The sequence below is a fragment of the Nonlabens ponticola genome, from assembly GCF_003966335.1.
Classification (GTDB): Bacteria; Bacteroidota; Bacteroidia; order Flavobacteriales; family Flavobacteriaceae; genus Nonlabens; species Nonlabens ponticola.
This window is the reverse complement of the sequence record NZ_CP034549.1, coordinates 1159679-1185836: the sequence shown is the minus strand read 5'-3', so window position 1 is coordinate 1185836 and position 26158 is coordinate 1159679. Positions and strand designations below refer to the sequence as shown.

General features: G+C 46.2%; 1 protein-coding gene (only partly in view). It reads right to left on the bottom strand.

Features of this window, described 5'->3' with window-relative positions:
* Window positions 1–26158, bottom strand: partial view of a T9SS type B sorting domain-containing protein gene (locus tag EJ995_RS05240; RefSeq protein WP_126446330.1) — the 5' portion only. Its footprint begins 1607 nt before the window's first position; the window shows 26158 of its 27765 coding nt (coding positions 1–26158); it begins with the start codon at window positions 26156–26158; its stop codon lies off the left edge, out of view.

Genomic DNA, 26158 nt, shown 5'->3' with positions numbered 1-26158 from the left:
CATCAACATCGTTGAATACGAAGCCTGTGATCGTTCCTACTGCTTGATATCCATCAGGCGTAGTCTCTGTGGTCTCACCGTTGTTGACGCTCACGTCTTCTGGATCACTATCGCCAGTGGTCAGTGCATAGCCTGCACCACCATTTGGAAGCGTACTCTCGTCAACGTCTACCGTATAGTCGCCTACTGGTACTTCTGCACTCCAGTTTCCGTCTTCATCAACCGTTACCGTAAAGGTCAGGTCGTTGTCGTCGTCATCATCGTCGTCACCTCTGGTTAAAATCACCTCGGTTCCTGCTGGGAACAGCTCGTCCACATCTTCATCGTACACGCCATCACCATCAACATCGTTGAATACGAAGCCTGTAATCGTTCCTACTGCTTGATATCCATCAGGCGTAGTCTCGGTGGTCTCACCGTTGTTTACAGTCACATCTTCTGGATCACTGTCACCAGTGGTCAGTGCATAGCCTGCACCACCATCTGGAAGCGTACTCTCGTCAACGTCTACCGTGTAGTCACCTACCGGTACTTCTGCGCTCCAGTTTCCGTCTTCATCAACCGTTACCGTGAAGGTTAGGTCGTTGTCGTCATCATCATCGTCGTCATCTCTGGTTAGGATCACTTCGGTTCCTGCTGGGAACAGCTCGTCCACATCTGCGTCATACACGCCATCACCATCAACATCGTTGAATACGAAGCCTGTAATCGTTCCTACTGCTTGATATCCATCAGGCGTAGTCTCTGTAGTCTCACCGTTGTTAACGCTCACCTCTTCTGGATCACTGTCACCAGTAGTCAGTGCATAACCTGCACCACCATCTGGAAGCGTGCTCTCGTCAACGTCTACCGTGTAGTCACCTACCGGTACTTCTGCACTCCAGTTTCCGTCTTCATCAACCGTTACCGTGAAGGTTAGGTCGTTGTCGTCGTCATCATCGTCGTCATCTCTGGTTAGGATCACTTCGGTTCCTGCTGGGAACAGCTCGTCCACATCTTCATCGTACACGCCATCACCATCAACATCGTTGAATACGAAGCCGGTGATCGTTCCTACTGCTTGATATCCATCAGGCGTAGTCTCGGTGGTCTCACCGTTGTTTACAGTCACATCTTCTGGATCACTGTCACCAGTGGTCAGTGCATAGCCTGCACCACCATCTGGAAGCGTGCTCTCGTCAACGTCTACCGTGTAGTCACCTACCGGTACTTCTGCACTCCAGTTTCCGTCTTCACCAACCGTTACCGTGAAGGTTAGGTCGTTGTCCTCGTCATCATCGTCGTCACCTCTGGTCAGTACAACTTCAGTTCCTGCTGGGAATAGCTCGTCTACATCTGCGTCGTATACGCCATCACCATCAACATCGTTGAATACGAAGCCTGTTACCGTTCCTACTGCTTGATATCCATCAGGCGTAGTCTCTGTAGTCTCACCGTTGTTAACGCTCACCTCTTCTGGATCACTGTCGCCAGTGGTCAGTGCATAGCCTGCACCACCATCTGGAAGCGTGCTCTCGTCAACGTCTACCGTGTAGTCACCTACTGGTACCTCTTCACTCCAGTTGCCGTCTTCACCAACCGTTACCGTGAAGGTCAGGTCGTTGTCATCGTCATCATCGTCGTCACCTCTGGTTAAAATCACCTCGGTTCCTGCTGGGAACAGCTCGTCTACATCTGCGTCGTATACGCCATCACCATCAACATCATTGAATACGAAGCCTGTGATCGTTCCTACTGCTTGATATCCATCAGGCGTAGTCTCTGTAGTCTCACCGTTGTTTACAGTCACATCTTCTGGATCACTGTCACCAGTGGTCAGTGCATAACCTGCACCACCATCTGGAAGCGTACTCTCGCCAACGTCTACCGTGTAGTCACCTACCGGTACTTCTGCGCTCCAGTTTCCGTCTTCATCAACCGTTACCGTAAAGGTCAGGTCGTTGTCGTCGTCATCATCGTCGTCACCTCTGGTTAAAATCACCTCGGTTCCTGCTGGGAACAGCTCGTCCACATCTTCATCGTACACGCCATCACCATCAACATCGTTGAATACGAAGCCTGTAATCGTTCCTACTGCTTGATATCCATCAGGCGTAGTCTCGGTGGTCTCACCGTTGTTTACAGTCACATCTTCTGGATCACTGTCACCAGTGGTCAGTGCATAGCCTGCACCACCATCTGGAAGCGTACTCTCGTCAACGTCTACCGTGTAGTCACCTACCGGTACTTCTGCGCTCCAGTTTCCGTCTTCATCAACCGTTACCGTGAAGGTTAGGTCGTTGTCGTCATCATCATCGTCGTCATCTCTGGTTAGGATCACTTCGGTTCCTGCTGGGAACAGCTCGTCCACATCTTCATCGTACACGCCATCACCATCAACATCGTTGAATACGAAGCCTGTAATCGTTCCTACTGCTTGATATCCATCAGGCGTAGTCTCTGTAGTCTCACCGTTGTTAACGCTCACCTCTTCTGGATCACTGTCACCAGTAGTCAGTGCATAACCTGCACCACCATCTGGAAGCGTGCTCTCGTCAACGTCTACCGTGTAGTCACCTACCGGTACTTCTGCACTCCAGTTTCCGTCTTCATCAACCGTTACCGTGAAGGTTAGGTCGTTGTCGTCGTCATCATCGTCGTCATCTCTGGTTAGGATCACTTCGGTTCCTGCTGGGAACAGCTCGTCCACATCTTCATCGTACACGCCATCACCATCAACATCGTTGAATACGAAGCCGGTGATCGTTCCTACTGCTTGATATCCATCAGGCGTAGTCTCTGTAGTCTCACCGTTGTTTACAGTCACATCTTGTGGATCACTGTCACCAGTGGTCAGTGCATAGCCTGCACCACCATCTGGAAGCGTGCTCTCGTCAACGTCTACCGTGTAGTCACCTACCGGTACTTCTGCACTCCAGTTTCCGTCTTCACCAACCGTTACCGTGAAGGTTAGGTCGTTGTCCTCGTCATCATCGTCGTCACCTCTGGTTAGTACAACCTCGGTTCCTGCTGGGAACAGCTCGTCCACATCTGCGTCATACACGCCGTCGCCATCAACATCGTTGAATACGAAGCCTGTGATCGTACCGATAGCTTCCCTAAAGTCGACCTCGTCAGTATCTGGTAGATCATCATTATTAGTATCACTAGCACCGTTATCTAGAGCGCCGTTGACATCATCATAAGGATCTCCTGCCAGATCATCTTCATAAGCATCGTCAAGACCGTTATTGTTGTTATCACCAACTTCAGTCACATCATCGTAAGCCTCGTCATTATCAAGTGTACCATCCTCATCTGAATCTTCATCTAGATAATCTGGAATACCATCTTCATCCTGATCATTAGGATCAACACCATCGCCGTCACCTGGATTTTCCTCATAAGCGTCGTCTAGACCATTGCCATCATCATCATTTCCAGATGGGCTCGCATAGTCATCAGTAGTTTGTCCTTCAACATTATCAGGAATACCATCATTATCAGAATCTAAGTCTAAAGAATCCGGTAGGCCATCGCCGTCAGAATCCAAAGCGTTAGTATCTGGATTGTTATCGCCATCAACATTAGGATCTTCCACTGAATCCAAAATACCATCATTATCATCATCGATATCAACTATATCTGGAATACCATCATTATCAGTATCTCTTGCATCTAGATAATCTGGAATGCCGTCGTTATCGGAATCTAATGGATCAATAGTATCTGGATCACCATCTTGATCTGGATTCTCATCAAATGTCAATAGTCCATCGTTATCATCATCAGTATCTCTAAAGTCCAACTCGTCTTCACCGTCGCTGTTCAATAAATCTTCTGCTGGATCGGTATCGACAATCTGACCGTTCACGTCATCATATCCATCTGTTAATCCATCAAATGCATCGTCAAACCCGTTGTTATCTGCATCCGCTTCCGCGAAAGCGATATCAGGAATACCGTCATTATCAAAATCAAAGCCTTCTATGAAATCGTCAACATTATCATTATCAGAATCGATATCTAGATAATCTGGATTTGCATCACCATCCTGGTTATTAGGTGTTACGCCTTCACCAGATCCTGGAGTAACCTCGTAAGCATCATCAAGACCATTGCCATCATCATCATTTCCTGAAGGAACGATGTATCCATCTGTTGATTGTCCTTCTACATTGTCTGCAATACCATCGTTATCACTATCAAGATCTAATGAGTCAATTACACCATCGCCGTCAAAATCACCATTACCTTCTACTACATCAAGGATACCATCATTATCGTCATCAACATCATCTGCATCTGGAACACCATCATTATCGGTATCTAAAGCATCTAGATAATCTGGAATGCCATCATTATCAGAATCCAATGGATCTATGGTATCTGGATCGCCATCTTGATCTGGAATTTCATCAAAGGTCAACAGACCATCATTATCATCATCAGTATCCCTAAAGTCAAGCTCGTCCTCACCGTCGCTATTCAATAGATCTTCTGCTGGATTTGTGTCCACTACTTGACCGTTCACATCATCATATCCATCTGTTAATCCATCAAATGCATCGTCAAACCCGTTGTTATCTGTGTCCGCTTCCGCGAAAGCGATATCAGGAATACCATCATTATCAAAATCAAAACCTTCAATGAAATCGTCGACATTATCGTTATCTGAGTCGATATCAATATAGTCTGGGTTGCCATCACCATCCTGATTATTAGGTGTAACACCTTCACCAGAACCAGGAATTACCTCGTAAGCGTCATCTAGACCATTGCCATCATCGTCATTTCCAGAAGGAGCAATGTAACCATCTGTTGATTGACCTTCTACATTGTCTGCAATACCATCGTTATCACTGTCCAGGTCAAATGCGTCGATAACACCATCACCATCAAAGTCTCCTGTGCCTTCAACCGTATCAAGGATACCATCATTATCATCATCGATATCAATGTTATCTGGAATACCGTCATCATCATTATCGCTATCGTCTGGATCTAGATAATCTGGCGTGCCATCGCCGTCTGCATCATTTGCATCTGCACCGTCACCATCACCATTAGGATCATTATCCTCATCTGCTGAGAGAATACCATCGTTATCATCATCTGTATCTCTATAATCCAGATCATCAGCACCATCAGTGTTAACCAAATCATTAAGAGGATCATCAATTACTTGAGCTCCATTAGGATCTTCATAACCCATATTGTTGCCGTCAAACGCATCGTCAAGACCATCCTGATCAATGTCTGAACCAGAAGGAAATACCTCTGAACGTCCATCGCTGTCAAAATCAAATCCTTCTGTACTGTCAAATACACCATCGTCATCACTGTCTGTGTCTAGATAATCTGGAACAGTATCTGAATCTGTGTCTTGAGGTGTTACGCCTTCACCAGAGCCAGGTGTATTCTCATAAGCATCATCTAAACCGTTACCGTCATCATCAACACCAGATGGATTGATGTAATCAAAACTAGACTGTCCTTCTACGTTATCTGGAATTCCATCACCATCGCTGTCCTGATCTAGTGAATCAATAATTCCGTCACCGTCTGTATCAACATCTCCTTCTACAACATCAAGTATACCGTCATTATCATCGTCGATATCAAATAGGTCTGGTATGCCATCGCCATCTCTGTCTAGAGCGTCCAGATAGTCTGGCGTGCCGTCGTTATCGCTGTCCACCGCATCGTCTGGATTACCATCACCGTTGGGATCTGGGTTCTCGTCAATGGTATTTATTCCATCCTCGTCGTCATCGGTATCCAGGTAGTCTGGTGTACCGTCACTGTCGCTGTCCTGGTTGGTAGGATCATCGTCACCGTCGTAGTCCTCGAAGATCGTGTCGATGCCATCACCGTCATCGTCCTGGTCTAGGTAGTCCGGTATCGTATCGCCATCACTGTCCTGGCCGTCGGCGCCATCGCCGTCACCATCAACATCTGGGTTCTCATCGGCAGTATCTATGTTGTCGCCGTCATCATCCGTATCCAGGTAGTCCGCGATACCATCACCGTCACTGTCCTGGTTGGTAGGATCGTTGTCGCCATCATAGTCCTCGTTGGCAGTATCTATGCCATCACCATCATCGTCCGTATCCAGATAGTCTGGTGTACCGTCATTGTCGCTATCCTGCGCATCGTCCGGATTACCGTCACCGTTTGGATCTGGGTTCTCATCGATCGTATCTACATTGTCGCCATCGTCATCCGTATCACGGTAGTTTGGCTCCTCATCACCATCCGTATTGTTCAGGTCGGTGTCTGGATCTGTAGTGACCTGATTACCGTTAGGCGTATCAAAGCCGTTGCTCGCATCAAAGTTGTCGTCAAGACCGTCGCCGTCTGCATCGTTTCCTGATGGAAGCACATCTGCAATACCGTCATTATCACGGTCTGTAGCCTCATATAGATCATCCACGCCATCATCGTCACTATCCTCATCTATATAGTCAGGTGTACCGTCCTCATCCGTGTCTACAACTGAGATGCCCTCGCCACTTCCTGGCGTATTCTCATAGGCATCATCCAGACCATTGCCGTCTGTATCGTTTCCACTTGGTGGTATGTAACCATCGGTGGTCTGTCCCTCAACGTTATCCGGGATACCATCGCCGTCTGCATCCTGGTCCAAGAAGTCTGGAAGACCATCGTTGTCGCTGTCCAATGGATTGGTGAATGGATTGTCATCACCATCTAGGTTAGGATCCTCATCCGTATCCAGGATACCATCGTTGTCATCATCCAGGTCTACCGTATCTACGATACTATCACCATCGGCATCATCGGTATCCAGATAGTCTGGCGTACCGTCATTGTCGCTGTCCACCGCATCGTCTGGATTGCCATCACCGTTAGGGTCTGGGTTCTCATCGATCGTGTTGATGCCATCCTCGTCGTCATCGGTATCCAGGTAGTCTGGTGTACCATCATTGTCGCTGTCCTGGTTGGTAGGATCATCGTCACCGTCGTAGTCCTCGAAGATCGTGTCGATGCCATCACCGTCATCGTCCTGGTCTAGGTAGTCCGGTATCGTATCGCCATCACTGTCCTGGCCGTCGGCGCCATCGCCGTCACCATCAACATCTGGGTTCTCATCGGCAGTATCTATGTTGTCGCCGTCATCATCCGTATCCAGGTAGTCCGCGATACCATCACCGTCACTGTCCTGGTTGGTAGGATCGTTGTCGCCATCATAGTCCTCGTTGGCAGTATCTATGCCATCACCATCATCGTCCGTATCCAGATAGTCTGGTGTACCGTCATTGTCGCTATCCTGCGCATCGTCCGGATTACCGTCACCGTTTGGATCTGGGTTCTCATCGATCGTATCTACATTGTCGCCATCGTCATCCGTATCACGGTAGTTTGGCTCCTCATCACCATCCGTATTGTTCAGGTCGGTGTCTGGATCTGTAGTGACCTGATTACCGTTAGGCGTATCAAAGCCGTTGCTCGCATCAAAGTTGTCGTCAAGACCGTCGCCGTCTGCATCGTTTCCTGATGGAAGCACATCTGCAATACCGTCATTATCACGGTCTGTAGCCTCATATAGATCATCCACGCCATCATCGTCACTATCCTCATCTATATAGTCAGGTGTACCGTCCTCATCCGTGTCTACAACTGAGATGCCCTCGCCACTTCCTGGCGTATTCTCATAGGCATCATCCAGACCATTGCCGTCTGTATCGTTTCCACTTGGTGGTATGTAACCATCGGTGGTCTGTCCCTCAACGTTATCCGGGATACCATCGCCGTCTGCATCCTGGTCCAAGAAGTCTGGAAGACCATCGTTGTCGCTGTCCAATGGATTGGTGAATGGATTGTCATCACCATCTAGGTTAGGATCCTCATCCGTATCCAGGATACCATCGTTGTCATCATCCAGGTCTACCGTATCTACGATACTATCACCATCGGCATCATCGGTATCCAGATAGTCTGGCGTACCGTCATTGTCGCTGTCCACCGCATCGTCTGGATTGCCATCACCGTTAGGGTCTGGGTTCTCATCGATCGTGTTGATGCCATCCTCGTCGTCATCGGTATCCAGGTAGTCTGGTGTACCATCATTGTCGCTGTCCTGGTTGGTAGGATCATCGTCACCGTCGTAGTCCTCGAAGATCGTGTCGATGCCATCACCGTCATCGTCCTGGTCTAGGTAGTCCGGTATCGTGTCGCCATCACTGTCCTGGCCATCGGCGCCATCGCCGTCACCATCAACATCTGGGTTCTCATCGGCAGTATCTATGTTGTCGCCGTCATCATCCGTATCCAGGTAGTCCGCGATACCATCACCGTCACTGTCCTGGTTGGTAGGATCGTTGTCGCCATCATAGTCCTCGTTGGCAGTATCTATGCCATCACCATCATCGTCCGTATCCAGATAGTCTGGTGTACCGTCATTGTCGCTATCCTGCGCATCGTCCGGATTACCGTCACCGTTTGGATCTGGGTTCTCATCGATCGTATCTACATTGTCGCCATCGTCATCCGTATCACGGTAGTTTGGCTCCTCATCACCATCCGTATTGTTCAGGTCGGTGTCTGGATCTGTAGTGACCTGATTACCGTTAGGCGTATCAAAGCCGTTGCTCGCATCAAAGTTGTCGTCAAGACCGTCGCCGTCTGCATCGTTTCCTGATGGAAGCACATCTGCAATACCGTCATTATCACGGTCTGTAGCCTCATATAGATCATCCACGCCATCATCGTCACTATCCTCATCTATATAGTCAGGTGTACCGTCCTCATCCGTGTCTACAACTGAGATGCCCTCGCCACTTCCTGGCGTATTCTCATAGGCATCATCCAGACCATTGCCGTCTGTATCGTTTCCACTTGGTGGTATGTAACCATCGGTGGTCTGTCCCTCAACGTTATCCGGGATACCATCGCCGTCTGCATCCTGGTCCAAGAAGTCTGGAAGACCATCGTTGTCGCTGTCCAATGGATTGGTGAATGGATTGTCATCACCATCTAGGTTAGGATCCTCATCCGTATCCAGGATACCATCGTTGTCATCATCCAGGTCTACCGTATCTACGATACTATCACCATCGGCATCATCGGTATCCAGATAGTCTGGCGTACCGTCATTGTCGCTGTCCACCGCATCGTCTGGATTGCCATCACCGTTAGGGTCTGGGTTCTCATCGATCGTGTTGATGCCATCCTCGTCGTCATCGGTATCCAGGTAGTCTGGTGTACCATCATTGTCGCTGTCCTGGTTGGTAGGATCATCGTCACCGTCGTAGTCCTCGAAGATCGTGTCGATGCCATCACCGTCATCGTCCTGGTCTAGGTAGTCCGGTATCGTGTCGCCATCACTGTCCTGGCCATCGGCGCCATCGCCGTCACCATCAACATCTGGGTTCTCATCGGCAGTATCTATGTTGTCGCCGTCATCATCCGTATCCAGGTAGTCCGCGATACCATCACCGTCACTGTCCTGGTTGGTAGGATCGTTGTCGCCATCATAGTCCTCGTTGGCAGTATCTATGCCATCACCATCATCGTCCGTATCCAGATAGTCTGGTGTACCGTCATTGTCGCTATCCTGCGCATCGTCCGGATTACCGTCACCGTTTGGATCTGGGTTCTCATCGATCGTATCTACATTGTCGCCATCGTCATCCGTATCACGGTAGTTTGGCTCCTCATCACCATCCGTATTGTTCAGGTCGGTGTCTGGATCTGTAGTGACCTGATTACCGTTAGGCGTATCAAAGCCGTTGCTCGCATCAAAGTTGTCGTCAAGACCGTCGCCGTCTGCATCGTTTCCTGATGGAAGCACATCTGCAATACCGTCATTATCACGGTCTGTAGCCTCATATAGATCATCCACGCCATCATCGTCACTATCCTCATCTATATAGTCAGGTGTACCGTCCTCATCCGTGTCTACAACTGAGATGCCCTCGCCACTTCCTGGCGTATTCTCATAGGCATCATCCAGACCATTGCCGTCTGTATCGTTTCCACTTGGTGGTATGTAACCATCGGTGGTCTGTCCCTCAACGTTATCCGGGATACCATCGCCGTCTGCATCCTGGTCCAAGAAGTCTGGAAGACCATCGTTGTCGCTGTCCAATGGATTGGTGAATGGATTGTCATCACCATCTAGGTTAGGATCCTCATCCGTATCCAGGATACCATCGTTGTCATCATCCAGGTCTACCGTATCTACGATACCATCACCATCGGCATCATCGGTATCCAGATAGTCTGGCGTACCGTCATTGTCGCTGTCCACCGCATCGTCTGGATTGCCATCACCGTTAGGGTCTGGGTTCTCATCGATCGTGTTGATGCCATCCTCGTCGTCATCGGTATCCAGGTAGTCTGGTGTACCATCATTGTCGCTGTCCTGGTTGGTAGGATCATCGTCACCGTCGTAGTCCTCGAAGATCGTGTCGATGCCATCACCGTCATCGTCCTGGTCTAGGTAGTCCGGTATCGTGTCGCCATCACTGTCCTGGCCATCGGCGCCATCGCCGTCACCATCAACATCTGGGTTCTCATCGGCAGTATCTATGTTGTCGCCGTCATCGTCCGTATCCAGGTAGTCCGCGATACCATCGCCGTCACTGTCCTGGTTGGTAGGATCGTTGTCGCCATCATAGTCCTCGTTGGCAGTATCTATGCCATCACCATCATCGTCCGTATCCAGATAGTCTGGTGTACCGTCATTGTCGCTATCGTCATTTGTAGGATCATTATCTCCGTCAACGTCCTCGTCAATGGTTAAAACATTATCATTATCATCATCGGTATCACGATAATCTGGTTCATCCTCGCCATCAGTATTATTCAACTCAACTCTAGGATTATCATCGACAATGCTACCATTAGGATCTTCAAAGTCTCCTACACTACCATCAAAAGCGTCGTCGAGACCGTCATTATCAGAATCTCCCAGTAAGGTTGTATCAGCAACTCCATCATTATCAATGTCATCACCTTCAATGCGATCTGGAACGTTGTCACCATCACTGTCGAGATCGAGATAATCTGGCAGAGGTGATCCACCACTATCAACTGGAGTTAATCCAGCAGTACCGTAGGCATCATTTACACCGTCGTTATCTACATCGTTATTAGGTCCTGGCAAAGGAGCTATATATCCATCTGTAGTTTGTGCTTCTACATTATCTGGAATACCGTCATTATCTGCATCTTGATCAAATTGGTCAATTATACCATCTCCATCTGTGTCAAATGAGTCCACGATACCATCATTATTGGCGTCATTTGCACCATCCACATCAATAAAGTCAGGAATACCGTCATTGTCCGTATCTGCAAATGGATCATTGCCACCGTTCTCAACAGAATCTAGGATACCATCATTATCATCATCAAGATCTACGGTATCTGGAATACCATCACCATCAAGGTCATCTGCATCTAAATAGTCAGGCGTACCATCACCATCGCTATCTATTGCATCGTCTGGATTGCCATCACCATTAGGGTCTGGATTCTCATCAATCGTATTGATACCATCCTCATCATCATCAATATCCAAGTAGTCTGGTATTGTGTCATTATCAGAATCTTGTGTATCACCAGTATCTGGGTCAAGATCATTGTCAGGATTAGGGTTTTCAAATATGGTATTCACACCATCACCATCATCATCTTCATCTAGATAATCTGGAATAGTATCACCATCTGTATCCTGATTTGTAGGGTCATTATCACCATCATAATCTTCTTCCGCTGTAGCGACACCATCGCCATCATCATCTATGTCTAGATAGTTCGGTGTACCGTCATTATCAGTATCGTCATTTGTTGGATCACCATCATTATCTACATCTTCATTGATTGTCAGAACATTGTCATTGTCATCATCTGTATCGCGATAATCTGGTTCATCGGCACCATCACTGTTGTTGAGCTCATTGGCAGGATCATTGGTAACCAAACTACCATTAGGATCACCAAGGTCACCAACACTTCCATCGAAAGCATCGTCCAAACCATCATTATCAGTATCTCCAATAAATGCCGTGTCAGCGACACCGTCATTATCAAGATCATCACCTTCGATCCGGTCAGGCACATTATCATTATCGCTATCTAGATCCTTATAGTCAGGTAAGTCTGTCCCATCTGTATTTTCTGGTGTGATACCTGCTGGACCGTAAGCATCATCGATACCGTCACCATCTAAGTCACCTATGGGCTCTACATAACTACCTGCATCGCTTGGCTGCGCTTCCACATTGTCTGGAATACCATCGTGATCTGCATCTTGATCAAACTGGTCGATTCTACCATCCAGGTCAGTATCAAATGCATCAACAATACCATCATTGTTGCTATCATTAGTGGCATCTACATCTTGGAAATCAGGTATTCCGTTGCCGTCCAAATCAGCAAAAGGATCATTACCATCAGCCTCGACAGTATCTAATATTCCATCATTATCATCATCTGGATCTTCTGTGTCCGGCACACCGTCATTATCATTGTCCGCCGCTTCACGATAATCTACTTCATCTGTAGTAGGATTTTGAGTGTTTGGTAAATCACTACTACCATTGTCATAAATATCGTTACTATCAAACGCTACTCCTGTGTTGTCAACGTTGTCATAGTCGTCTAGCAAACCATCGCCATCTGAGTCAGCCTCTGAAACGGCAGGTGCATTACCTGATTCTTGTTGATCAGAGAAGTTGTCATCGTCACTATTAAGGTCTAGATAATCTGAAGTTCCATCATCGTCAGTATCTACTGGAGTCAAACCTTCATCACCGCTTCCTTCATATGGATCTAATAGACCATCACCATCTGAGTCTGTTGTGCCAGGCGCATCATAATCTTCTGTGGTTTGGGCCTCTAGGTTATCAGGAATTCCATCATTATCTGAATCAATATCTAATTCATCTGAAATACCATCACCGTCACTATCTATACCATCATTAACAGTATAAACTGCGAATGTACCTGGACCAGATGGTTCACTAGTACCAGTAGTCTGCGTAGGATTAGCCGAAGCCGTGTTGCCTTCAAAAAGTCCATTTATAGAACAAACATCGAACAAAACCGATCCTAAGTAGACGTTGGAAGTAGTACTGAGTAATTGTCCAGAGAACTCGATGTTAAAACTTGAACTATTATAGTAGTTGAAATAGACAGCAAGCCTAGCCGATAAATCTACTCCTACATAGGTATCATCGGGTCCGACAATAGTCACATCGCCTGAAGACTGATCCTGATTTACAGTAAGCAAAGTTTCATTATCAACAGCATACAATCCCGGTCTACTTAAAATGACCGACTCACGTGCATTAGCACCATCTATGTCATAAATAGTACCTCCAAATCTGCCAACATTAAACCTCGTGTTAGTATTATCTAATACAAATGTCACTCTGAATGACATATTAGAATTATTTCCTTGAGGTGTAGGTACGGTGAATTCTGGTTGCCATGCATTCACATCACCTGTGGTTTCATTATCAATGGTTACCAAGGTCGCTCCACCAGTGATTTCGGTAATTTCAATCAAAGCATCTACCATTCCCACGGTTGGGTAGGTAGCTACATCCTCAAATCTGTAGATCGCACCGACTGTGCCATCTGGTGCACTTGAAGCTACGTAGGTAGGATTAGTAAAACTTGCACCTGGCAAGCCACAGTCGTCACCCATAACGTTAGTAGGCACGAATCCTAAACTCTCGATAGAGTCAAGAATACCATCATTATCATCATCAATGTCATTGCTATCATTGACTAAATCACCATCAGTATCTACTGGGACATTAGGGTCCGTCTCGTCTCTGAAATCAACCTCTGCAGTTAAAGGATTTTGAACATTAGGGAAATCTTGAACGCTACCACCATCTGGACCATTCATGTTGCCGTTTGTAGCCGCATCAGGACCATCAAGTCCACCCACGTCATCATTGTCATAGGCGTCATCTAGACCATCATTATCTGAATCAAGATTTGCTGGAGGCAAGTTGTAAACCTCGTCATTATCTGTAAGACCGTCATCGTCTGAATCTAGGTCTCGATAATCTGGATTATCAGCCCCATCAGTATTTACAGGAAGTCTAATTGGGGTATTAGAACCTGCTCTAGTCTCATAATTATCTGCCAGACCGTTGCCATCAGTATCGGCAGTAGGTTCTAAATATCCAGAAGTTGTCTGCCATTCAATATTATCGATAATACCGTCGTCATCGGAGTCGATATCTAGATAATCTGGTTGTGTATCACTATCAGTATTTTCTGGTGTTAAGATTGGAGTTCCTCCATTATCAGCATCATAGGCATTGTCAGTTCCATCACCATCATCATCTTGTCCTGTTGGCCTTGTCGTATTTGCAGAATCCTGAATTTCAAGATTATCAATTATACCATCGTTATCTGAATCAATGTCAAGATAATCGGCAACGCCATCACCATCACTGTCGATTGGTGTTGTACCTTCTGTGTTATCGGCTTGTCCATTTGCAGGAGAGTCGGTGAATCCAGCATCTTGACTATCGATTAATCCATCATCGTTTGTGTCAAGAGCAGCGTTGCCTGATTCAAATACATCTGTCAATCCATCACCATCTGCGTCTAGATCAAACTGATTGACGATACCATCTAAGTCTTGATCAAAGTCATCAACAATTCCATCATTATTAGAATCATTAGTACCATCAACGTCTAGGAAATTTGCGATACCATCACTGTCGTCATCTCCGAAAGGATCGTTGCCGCCATTTTCAACAACATCTGCAATACCATCATTATCATCATCTACATCTACAGTATCCGGAATACCATCACCGTCATTGTCATCTGCATCTAGATAGTCTGGTATACCGTCGTTATCAGAATCTTCTGGGTTGTCATTATCTGTTACCTCGTCATCCGTATCAACACCATCATTATCATCATCAGCATCACGATAATCTGGTTCATCTGCACCGTCAGTATTATTTAGCTCATTAGCTGGATCGTTAGAGACGACGTTTCCGTTAGGATCATCATAAGCATCAGCTGGATCTGTGGTTGAATCAAAATTGTCGTCCAGACCGTCGTTATCATTGTCCGCTTCCGCGAAAGCGATATCAACAACGCCATCATTATCAAAATCAAATCCTTCTATATTATCAGAAATACCATCATCATCAGAATCATCATCTAAATAGTCTGGGATCGTATCACTATCAGTATCGACAGGTGTTATACCATTTGCCTCATATGCGTTGTCAAGACCATCATTGTCATCGTCATTACCGGTAGGTGCGGTGTATCCTGAAGTAGTCTGTGCCTCGACATTGTCTGGAATACCATCGTCATCTGAGTCCTGATCAAATTGATCGATGATACCATCAAGATCGCTATCAAAACTATCAACGATACTATCATTATTTGAATCTGGACCAAAGTCTGTGTCAAACAAATCTGCTACACCATCATTGTCAGTATCATTAAATGGATCATTACCACCGTTTTCTACGCTGTCTAAAACCCCGTCATTGTCATCATCAATATCTACAGTGTCTGGAATGCCATCACCGTCACGATCATCTGCATCCAGATAATCTGGAATACCATCGTTATCAGAATCTTCTGGATTGTCATTATCAGTTACCTCTACATCAGTTAAGACATTATCATTGTCATCATCTGTATCACGATAATCTGGTTCATCCTCGCCATCTGTATTGTTCAGTTCATTTGCAGGGTCATTAGAAACTAAATTACCATTAGGATCATCGTAGGCGTCCGCTGGATCTGTGGTAGCATCAAAATTATCATCGAAACCATCGCCATCATTGTCGACACCGCTAGGAACAGAGTCTGCGACACCATCATTATCAAAATCAAAGCCTTCTATAGCATCAGTAATGCCATCATCATCTGAATCATCATCCAAATAGTCTGGTGTACCATCATTATCTGAATCAACTGGAGTTATACCATTAGGAGCATAATCATCGTTGAGACCATCATTATTATTGTCTGCACCAGTTGGTTCCTGATAAGTATCAGTAAACTGAGCCTCGACATTATCTGGAATACCATCACCGTCTGAATCTTGATCAAATTGATTAATGATTCCATCATCGTCACTATCAAAGCTATCTACAACACCGTCGTTGTTAGCATCTGCACCAAAGTCAGTATCTCTGAAATTAGGAACACCGTCATTATCGTCATCCTCAAAAGGATCCTGCCCACCATTCTCTACACTGTCAAGAATACCGTCATTATCATCATCAATATCTAATGCGTCTGGTATACCATCACCATCCCTATCATCAACATCTAAATAATCTGGAATGCCATCGCCATCAGTATCCTGTGCATCATCGACGTTTCCATCACCGTTAGGATCTGGATTCTCATCAACTGTGTCAATGCCATCACCGTCATCATCTTCATCCAGGTAATCTGGGATACCGTCACTATCAGTATCCTGTGCATCGTCGATATTACCATCACCGTTAGGGTCTGGGTTCTCATCTGCCGTAGGCACGTTGTCATCGTCATCATCCGTATCCAAATAATCTGGAATGCCGTCGTTGTCTGAGTCCTGATTCTTTGGGTCATCATCGCCGTCATAGTCCTCATCCGCCGTGTCTATGCCGTCGCCGTCATCGTCCGTATCCAGATAATCTGGGATGCCATCATTGTCGGTATCCTGCGCATCGCTAGGATCGCCATCGCCGTTAGGGTCTGGGTTCTCGTCTGCGGTAAGCACGTTGTCACCATCATCATCTCTATCACGGTAGTTGGGCTGCTCATCACCATCAATATTGGCAAGCTCTGTCTCTGGATCGTTTGTTACCTGGTTACCGTTAGGATCTGCATAACCATCAGTATCATCAAAGTTGTCGTCGATACCGTCGTTGTCCGTATCTGTTCCTGCTGGAACCACATCTGGAGTGCCATCGCCATCTCTATCGGTTCCCTCAAAGATATCGTTGACGCCATCGTCGTCTGAGTCCGTATCCTGATAGTCAGGTGTGCCGTCAGTGTCCGTATCCTCTACATTGATACCATCACCAGAGCCTGGAGTCGCCTCATAGGCATCATCAAGACCATTGCCATCGGTATCATTGCCACTAGGCTCCACATAACCATCGGTGGTCTGGCCCTCTACATTATCTGGGATACCATCACCATCGGCATCCTGGTCAAGGAAGTCTGGAATACCATCATTGTCAGTATCCGTAGGATCCGTGAACGGGTTGCCGTCACCGTCATTGTCTGCATCCTCATCGGTATCCAAAATACCGTCGTTGTCATCGTCGATGTCGACAGAATCCACGATTCCATCAGCATCGGTATCTGTAGTATCCAGGTAGTCTGGAACACCATCGCCATTGCTATCCTGTGCATCGGTTGGATCACCATCACCGTTAGGGTCTGGATTCTCGTCGATCGTGTCAATGCCGTCATTATCATCATCGTCATCTAGATAATCTGGAATGCCGTCATTATCACTATCCTGATCTGTTGGATCGTTGTCACCATCATAATCTTCATTGACCGTATCAATGCCGTCGCCGTCATCATCCTCATCCAGGTAATCTGGGATACCGTCACTATCAGTATCCTGTGCATCGTCGATATTACCATCACCGTTAGGGTCTGGGTTCTCATCTGCCGTAGGCACGTTGTCATCGTCATCATCCGTATCCAAATAATCTGGAATGCCGTCGTTGTCGCTGTCCTGATCTGTTGGATCATCATCGCCGTCATAGTCCTCATCCGCCGTATCTATGCCGTCGCCGTCATCGTCCGTATCCAGATAATCTGGGATGCCATCATTGTCGGTATCCTGCGCGTCGCTAGGATCGCCATCGCCGTTAGGGTCTGGGTTCTCGTCTGCGGTAAGCACGTTGTCACCATCATCATCTCTATCACGGTAGTTGGGCTGCTCATCACCATCAATATTGGCAAGCTCTGTCTCTGGATCGTTTGTTACCTGGTTACCGTTAGGATCTGCATAACCATCAGTATCATCAAAGTTGTCGTCGATACCGTCGTTGTCCGTATCTGTTCCTGCTGGAACCACATCTGGAGTGCCATCACCGTCTCTATCGGTTCCCTCAAAGATATCGTTGACGCCATCGTCGTCTGAGTCCGTATCCTGATAGTCAGGTGTGCCGTCAGTGTCCGTATCCTCTACATTGATACCATCACCAGAGCCTGGAGTCGCCTCATAGGCATCATCAAGACCATTGCCATCGGTATCATTGCCACTAGGCTCCACATAACCATCGGTGGTCTGGCCCTCTACATTATCTGGGATACCATCACCATCTGCATCCTGGTCAAGGAAGTCTGGGATACCATCATTGTCAGTATCCGTAGGATCCGTGAACGGGTTGCCGTCACCGTCATCATCTGCATCCTCATCAGTATCCAAGATACCGTCGTTGTCATCGTCGATGTCGACAGAATCCACGATTCCATCACCATCGATATCTGTAGTATCCAGGTAGTCTGGAACACCATCGCCATTGCTATCCTGTGCATCGGCTGGATCACCATCACCGTTAGGGTCTGGATTCTCGTCGATCGTATCGATGCCATCGTTATCATCATCCTCATCTAGATAATCTGGAATGCCGTCACTATCGCTATCCTGATCTGTTGGATCATTGTCACCATCATAATCTTCATTGACCGTATCAATGCCATCGCCGTCATCATCCTCATCTAGGTAATCTGGGATACCGTCACTATCAGTATCCTGTGCGTCGTCGATATTACCATCACCGTTAGGATCTGGGGTCTCATCTGCGGTAAGAACGTTGTCACCGTCATCATCATCATCTAAGTAATCTGGGATGCCATCGTTGTCGCTGTCCTGATCCGTTGGATCATCATCACCGTCATAGTCCTCATCTGCGGTGTCTATGCCGTCGCCGTCATCGTCCGTATCCAGATAATCTGGGATGCCATCATTGTCGGTATCCTGCGCGTCGCTAGGATCGCCATCGCCGTTAGGGTCTGGGTTCTCGTCTGCGGTAAGCACGTTGTCACCATCATCATCTCTATCACGGTAGTTGGGCTGCTCATCACCATCAATATTGGCAAGCTCTGTCTCTGGATCGTTTGTTACCTGGTTACCGTTAGGATCTGCATAACCATCAGTATCATCAAAGTTGTCGTCGATACCGTCGTTGTCCGTATCTGTTCCTGCTGGAACCACATCTGGAGTGCCATCACCGTCTCTATCGGTTCCCTCAAAGATATCGTTGACGCCATCGTCGTCTGAGTCCGTATCCTGATAGTCAGGTGTGCCGTCAGTGTCCGTATCCTCTACATTGATACCATCACCAGAGCCTGGAGTCGCCTCATAGGCATCATCAAGACCATTGCCATCGGTATCATTGCCACTAGGCTCCACATAACCATCGGTGGTCTGGCCCTCTACATTATCTGGGATACCATCACCATCTGCATCCTGGTCAAGGAAGTCTGGGATACCATCATTGTCAGTATCCGTAGGATCCGTGAACGGGTTGCCGTCACCGTCATCATCTGCATCCTCATCAGTATCCAAGATACCGTCGTTGTCATCGTCGATGTCGACAGAATCCACGATTCCATCACCATCGATATCTGTAGTATCCAGGTAGTCTGGAACACCATCGCCATTGCTATCCTGTGCATCGGCTGGATCACCATCACCGTTAGGGTCTGGATTCTCGTCGATCGTATCGATGCCATCGTTATCATCATCCTCATCTAGATAATCTGGAATGCCGTCACTATCGCTATCCTGATCTGTTGGATCATTGTCACCATCATAATCTTCATTGACCGTATCAATGCCATCGCCGTCATCATCCTCATCTAGGTAATCTGGGATACCGTCACTATCAGTATCCTGTGCGTCGTCGATATTACCATCACCGTTAGGATCTGGGGTCTCATCTGCGGTAAGAACGTTGTCACCGTCATCATCATCATCTAAGTAATCTGGGATGCCATCGTTGTCGCTGTCCTGATCCGTTGGATCATCATCACCGTCATAGTCCTCATCTGCGGTGTCTATGCCGTCGCCGTCATCGTCCGTATCCAGATAATCTGGGATGCCATCATTGTCGGTATCCTGCGCGTCGCTAGGATCGCCATCGCCGTTAGGGTCTGGGTTCTCGTCTGCGGTAAGCACGTTGTCACCATCATCATCTCTATCACGGTAGTTGGGCTGCTCATCACCATCAATATTGGCAAGCTCTGTCTCTGGATCGTTTGTTACCTGGTTACCGTTAGGATCTGCATAACCATCAGTATCATCAAAGTTGTCGTCGATACCGTCGTTGTCCGTATCTGTTCCTGCTGGAACCACATCTGGAGTGCCATCACCGTCTCTATCGGTTCCCTCAAAGATATCGTTGACGCCATCGTCGTCTGAGTCCGTATCCTGATAGTCAGGTGTGCCGTCAGTGTCCGTATCCTCTACATTGATACCATCACCAGAGCCTGGAGTCGCCTCATAGGCATCATCAAGACCATTGCCATCGGTATCATTGCCACTAGGCTCCACATAACCATCGGTGGTCTGGCCCTCTACATTATCTGGGATACCATCACCATCTGCATCCTGGTCAAGGAAGTCTGGGATACCATCATTGTCAGTATCCGTAGGATCCGTGAACGGGTTGCCGTCACCATCATCATCTGCATCCTCATCGGTATCCAAGATACCGTCGTTGTCATCGTCGATGTCGACTAGGTCATTTATACCATCGCCGTCTGTATCATTACAAGCCTCTGAATATCCAGCTTCTAAGAAATCAAAAATGCCATTGTTGTTTGCGTCTCTAGGTTCTGTGTAACCTTCGCCATTGTTACCACTTGTCACTAAACCATTTGATGGTTCTACAACTGGTGTACCGTTACCTAGGAATCCGTCTTCGTCCGCTTTCGCGAAAGCATCAACAAAACCAGCCTCAATGGTATCATTACAACCATCATTATCTGAATCTGTATCTAAATAATTAGGGGTTCCATCATTGTCAGTATCTGGTGCATTGACGATAACGACTACTGGCTCGTCAAATGTGTTAATACGACACTCGTCAAATCGAGCGCTGTAGAATCTAGTCTGTGCTTGATTAATATTTTTAGTTACACCTATTACATAGGTAAACTGATTTACGTCTTGTCTCTGGAAGAACACCTTGTAAGCAGGATCTGTGTCGATAGGCTCAATAGGCGCGCTACCAGTACCATTTGCACGGAACTGGAACTGACCACCACCTAGCTCTTGAGCGATGACTCTAGTGTTAGCGTCAACGGTGTAATTATCTAAGTTTGATAATCTATAAAATTCTCTAATTCTACCGGTACCATCGCTGTCAATATCTTGAATGACGCCACCTATGCGATCAACCGTGGCAAGCGTTTGGGTTCCAGTAGTTACCAGCTCTACTCTAAATGTCATGGTAAGATCACCATTTGAAGCTGCAGAGTAGCTGATGGATGGCTGCCATGCAGAACCATCACCTAAATTTTGATCGATACTTGCAAGTGTAGCACCTGCACTGCGTTGGGTGATTTGTATAATAGCGTCAAGGCCAGGCGCCACATTGCTAAATCTATATCTAGCACCTACTTGACCTGCAGTTCCAGCGATTAATGTGCCGCCGTTAAACTCATAATCGATACCGCTACACGTAGCAGAATCATCAACGAAAAACTCTAAACCTTCCGTAATATCACTGATACCATCGTTATCATCATCAAGATCATCTTTGTCCAGAACGCCATCACCATCTGCATCGTTAGGCAAGGTTCTATCTCTAAAATCAACATTACCTCCAGAATTCAAATCACCATCGGTATCTGGTAGAAGCGCTGGGTCATCAATGGTTCCATTAGGATCTGCATAGTTGCCAGCTGGTGAGTCAGTCTCATCTGTAGCATCATCTAGACCGTCACCATCTGTGTCATCGCCAGTTAGCGTGATGCCAGCCTCAACTGTATCGTTATCACCTTGATTATCAGAGTTTAAGTCCAGGTAGTCAGGCTGATCTGCGTTGTCAGTATTTACAGGTAGTAACCCTAAACCGTCACCATTAAAATCATAAGAAGTAGGTAAACCATTTGCATTTACATCTGGAATACCATCATTGTCACTATCTAGAGGCACTACATAGCCTAAGGTAGTTTGAGCCTCGATATTATCTGGTAGCCCATCGCCATCAGAATCTAGATCGAGAGAATTAGGAATACCATCATTATCACGATCACCTTGACCTTCGACCGTGTCTAGAATACCATCGTTGTCATCATCGACATCAACATCGTCTTGAATTCCGTCACCATCTGTGTCTATATTTTCTAGGAAGTCTGGAATTCCATTACCGTTTCCATCTTCTGGATTATTTGGGTCTGTAACCTCATCGCTAGTGAGCGTCCCATCATTGTCATCATCTGTGTCACGATAATTTACATCATCAGCGCCATCACTATTAGTAAGATCTGCAGCAGGGTCTGTATCTACAAACCCACCATTTAAATCTCCAAAATCATTTGCATCGCTATCAAAAGCGTCGTCAAGACCATCTTCATCTACATCATCTCCTGAGGGCTGAATATCTGCTATACCATCGAGGTTGTCATCGTTTGCCTCATTTAGATCACTGATGGAATCATTGTCAGAGTCCAGGTCTAAAAAGTCAGGACCATCTGTACCATCTGTATTTTCTGGGTCAATACCAGTGGTACCACCTTGCTCATAGATATCTAACAGACCATTATTATTGCCATCGCCTGCTACTGGAGTCTGGTAAGAATCTGTAGGTTGACCTTCTACATTGTCTGCAATGCTGTCATCGTCAGAGTCAAGGTCAAGGAAATTTAAAATATCATCATTGTCAAAATCATCTGGAAAATCAACGTCTCCAGAATCAGCACCACCATTCTCAACACTATCAGGAACACCGTTACTGCCTACTGGGCCATCAATTATGCCATCACCGTCTGCGTCAAGATCACCGTTTCCATTTTCAACTATATCAATGATACCATCGTTATCAGCGTCAATATCACGGGAATTTGGGATACCGTCACCGTCTGGATCGCGGCCATTTATTACATCAAGATTAGGGTCTGGTAAGGTGTTGATCGTACATTCACCAAAAGTTACTAGACCTAATCGCTCGTCATCTGTAGTTGTACCAGAATCAGAGGATCCGTTTACACCTAATTGTATTTCTACAGAGGTTCTCGGAGAGTTGTAGGCAAAAAAGACCGCTTTTCTCTCCTCGGTCACATTATTTGCTCCTACGGGACTAGGATACTCGTAGCGATCGTTAGGTAAGTCATTTCGCGAAAGCAAAGTAGTCTCATCAACCGCAAGATAATCTGGATCAATTATGGTAACCACCTCATTACCAGGATTGACACCATCTATATCACCAGCAATACCACCAAATCTTTCAATCGTCAGTGGTGTATTTTGTCCATTTTCAACAACAGTAAGCTCAAAAGTCACGGTTGCGGCTACACCATCAGTAAGATTGTTGTCCCTTATACGAGGTCTTAAGGCAACGTTGCGCAATTGATTTCCATTAGGTGTATCAATATCGATAAGGGTCGCCGCATCTGACTTATCAACAATCGTAACTAAAACGTCACGATTTTGCGATGGGATAGCATTGGGAAATCTATAAACAGCACCTATCTCACCGGCGGTTCCCGATTCAAGGTTTGCATTAGTCCCGATTATGTTTACCTCTGGTTGATCACAATTACTGTCGTCAAATCCTAATTCCTCAACTATATCAAGGATACCATCATTATCATCGTCAAGATCTCTATTGTCAAAAACGGTATCTCCGTCAGAATCTACAGGAGGAAAACAGGCGTCTGGCCTATTGTCGCCATTGACGTCTGGACCGCTTTCGCGAAAGTCTGCTACACTATTAGAATTCTGGTCCGCAGGTGCATTGTAACTAGCGGAAGCTACTGTACCATTATTGTTTGTCGCAGCGGGTAATCCACTACCGAATTGACCATCATCGTCGCCATCAGCATTTGAATCTGCATAGGCTTCATTACTATCAGTACATCCATCACCGTCACTATCAAGATCTAAATAATCTGGCTCACCAACAGAATCTGAATTTACAAGTGTGTAATTGACCTCGCCGCTATCCTCATCGCCAGCATCTTGCACTGCATCTGGAATACCGTCTGTTCCTACCGGTCCAGTCAATACACCATTTGATTGTGCTGCGTCATGACCGGCCTCTACCACATCATAGATACCGTCATTATCAGAGTCTAAATCCAGATAATCATCAATGCCATCGCCATCGCTATCTGGTGCATTTTCTGTATCAATTACTACAAGTGGCTCATCAAAAGAATTGATAGCGCACTCATCAATGAGTATACTAAATTGTCTTGTTCGCGTGTTGTTGTTAGGGTTTAAAAACTCTACACGCAAAGGTACTTGCTGTACATTGTTGAATTGAAAATAACCTTGATATTCGGGAGCAGTTCCAATACTGGCTTGATCTGATTGACCATCAGCCGAAAATCTTATGTTGCCGCCACCTAAATTAGTAGCGACAAGATTGGTTGGATTATTAAGAGCGTAAAAGGCTGGATCGTTTATAACATATGCCTCACGAACGCCAGTTCCATCCACATCATTTACCACACCAGAAAATGAATCTAGCGTTACCGGGTTATTAGTACCCGACTCTACGAAACTAAAAAGTAAATCAACGCCAGGATTACCAGCACCTATATATTGAATACGTGGTTGAAAACCTTCTGCAAAACCAACTCCAACGGTCTCATCATCTATATCGACAATTTGCGCACTGTCATAATTAACAATGGTAATTAAAGCATCCACTCCAGGATTAGTCTGGACATTGGCAAATCTAAAAACATCACCTTCATCAACAACGCCATTATCACTACCTGACTCCAATGTTGCATTTGCCGCAGCAAAATTCAATTGACCACCACTACAATCTGCAGAGTCATTGACCTGACCACCTGCTTCAATTAGATCTGGAATACCATCATTATCATCATCAAGATCGACCGAATCATCAATCCCGTCACCATCAGAATCCCTATCAACATTAACAATTAAGCTAGCAGTATTGGAAGTAGCGCCTGGCAGATCCTCTACCCTAAAATTGACGACTGCGTTCCCCAAGAAACCAGTCTCTGGATCAAAGGTCACAGTAGCATCGTTTTGCACGACATAGGTTCCTTGACCTGGAATTGTGAGAGGCGTACCTACCTCACCAAAGTTATTTGCATCATTCGGATCCACCAAAAACAGTGTGCTGGGATCTATATTTCCTTGGGGATCAGACGATCCATCAAGTAGATCAAAGCTTATACTGGTTGTATTAAAACGTGTAGAACCTTGTTGGTTAACGACCAGAGGCGGATTATTCACCTCGTTAGTTGTAGAGTTTTGGGCCGTGAAATTAACATCACCTAAAAAACTTATGGAGATATTTCTGGTAGAGGTAGCATTGACATTTCTACCTAGGATAAAGTTGACCCGGCTTACGTCAACATAATTGACCTGAACAATGTATTCAGTATTTGCTATGCTGGCTCCAGCGGCAAATGGATTTTGAGGGCTGGTAAACTGAACATATGGATCACCAGGTGTCACTATATCAGTAAGTTGCGTATTATTATCTAGTGTATAACTCGCAGGTACAAGTATGTTAGCAAATTCAGCACCATCTAAATCTATGACCGCCATCGAATAACTATCGATAGGCAGCTTTACTGCATCTTCAAGATTTGGCTCTGCAGAGCCAGATCTTATAAAGATCATCTCGAATTCTACCGCGTCACCAGCCGCTCGATATGTAATACTAGGCTCAAAATAGGTTTGCTCTATTTGAGTAATATCGATTGAATTTACCGATGCAGTACCTATAATATCAACAATGGTTAACAAGGCATCTGCGTTTTCAGTACCATTAACGCCGGCTTCTACCGCATTAGGCAATAAATACACAGCACCTTCCTGCAAATCAGTACCTTCAATAAGTCTCGCGGTATTAGGGAATACTGGATCTGACTGAGCTATAGACTGCAATGAGGCTAGTAGAATCGCTAGAAGTATAGGGAACTTCAATAAACTAGTACTCCTTAAAACAGATAGGGAACGAGTAAAGTTATTCAT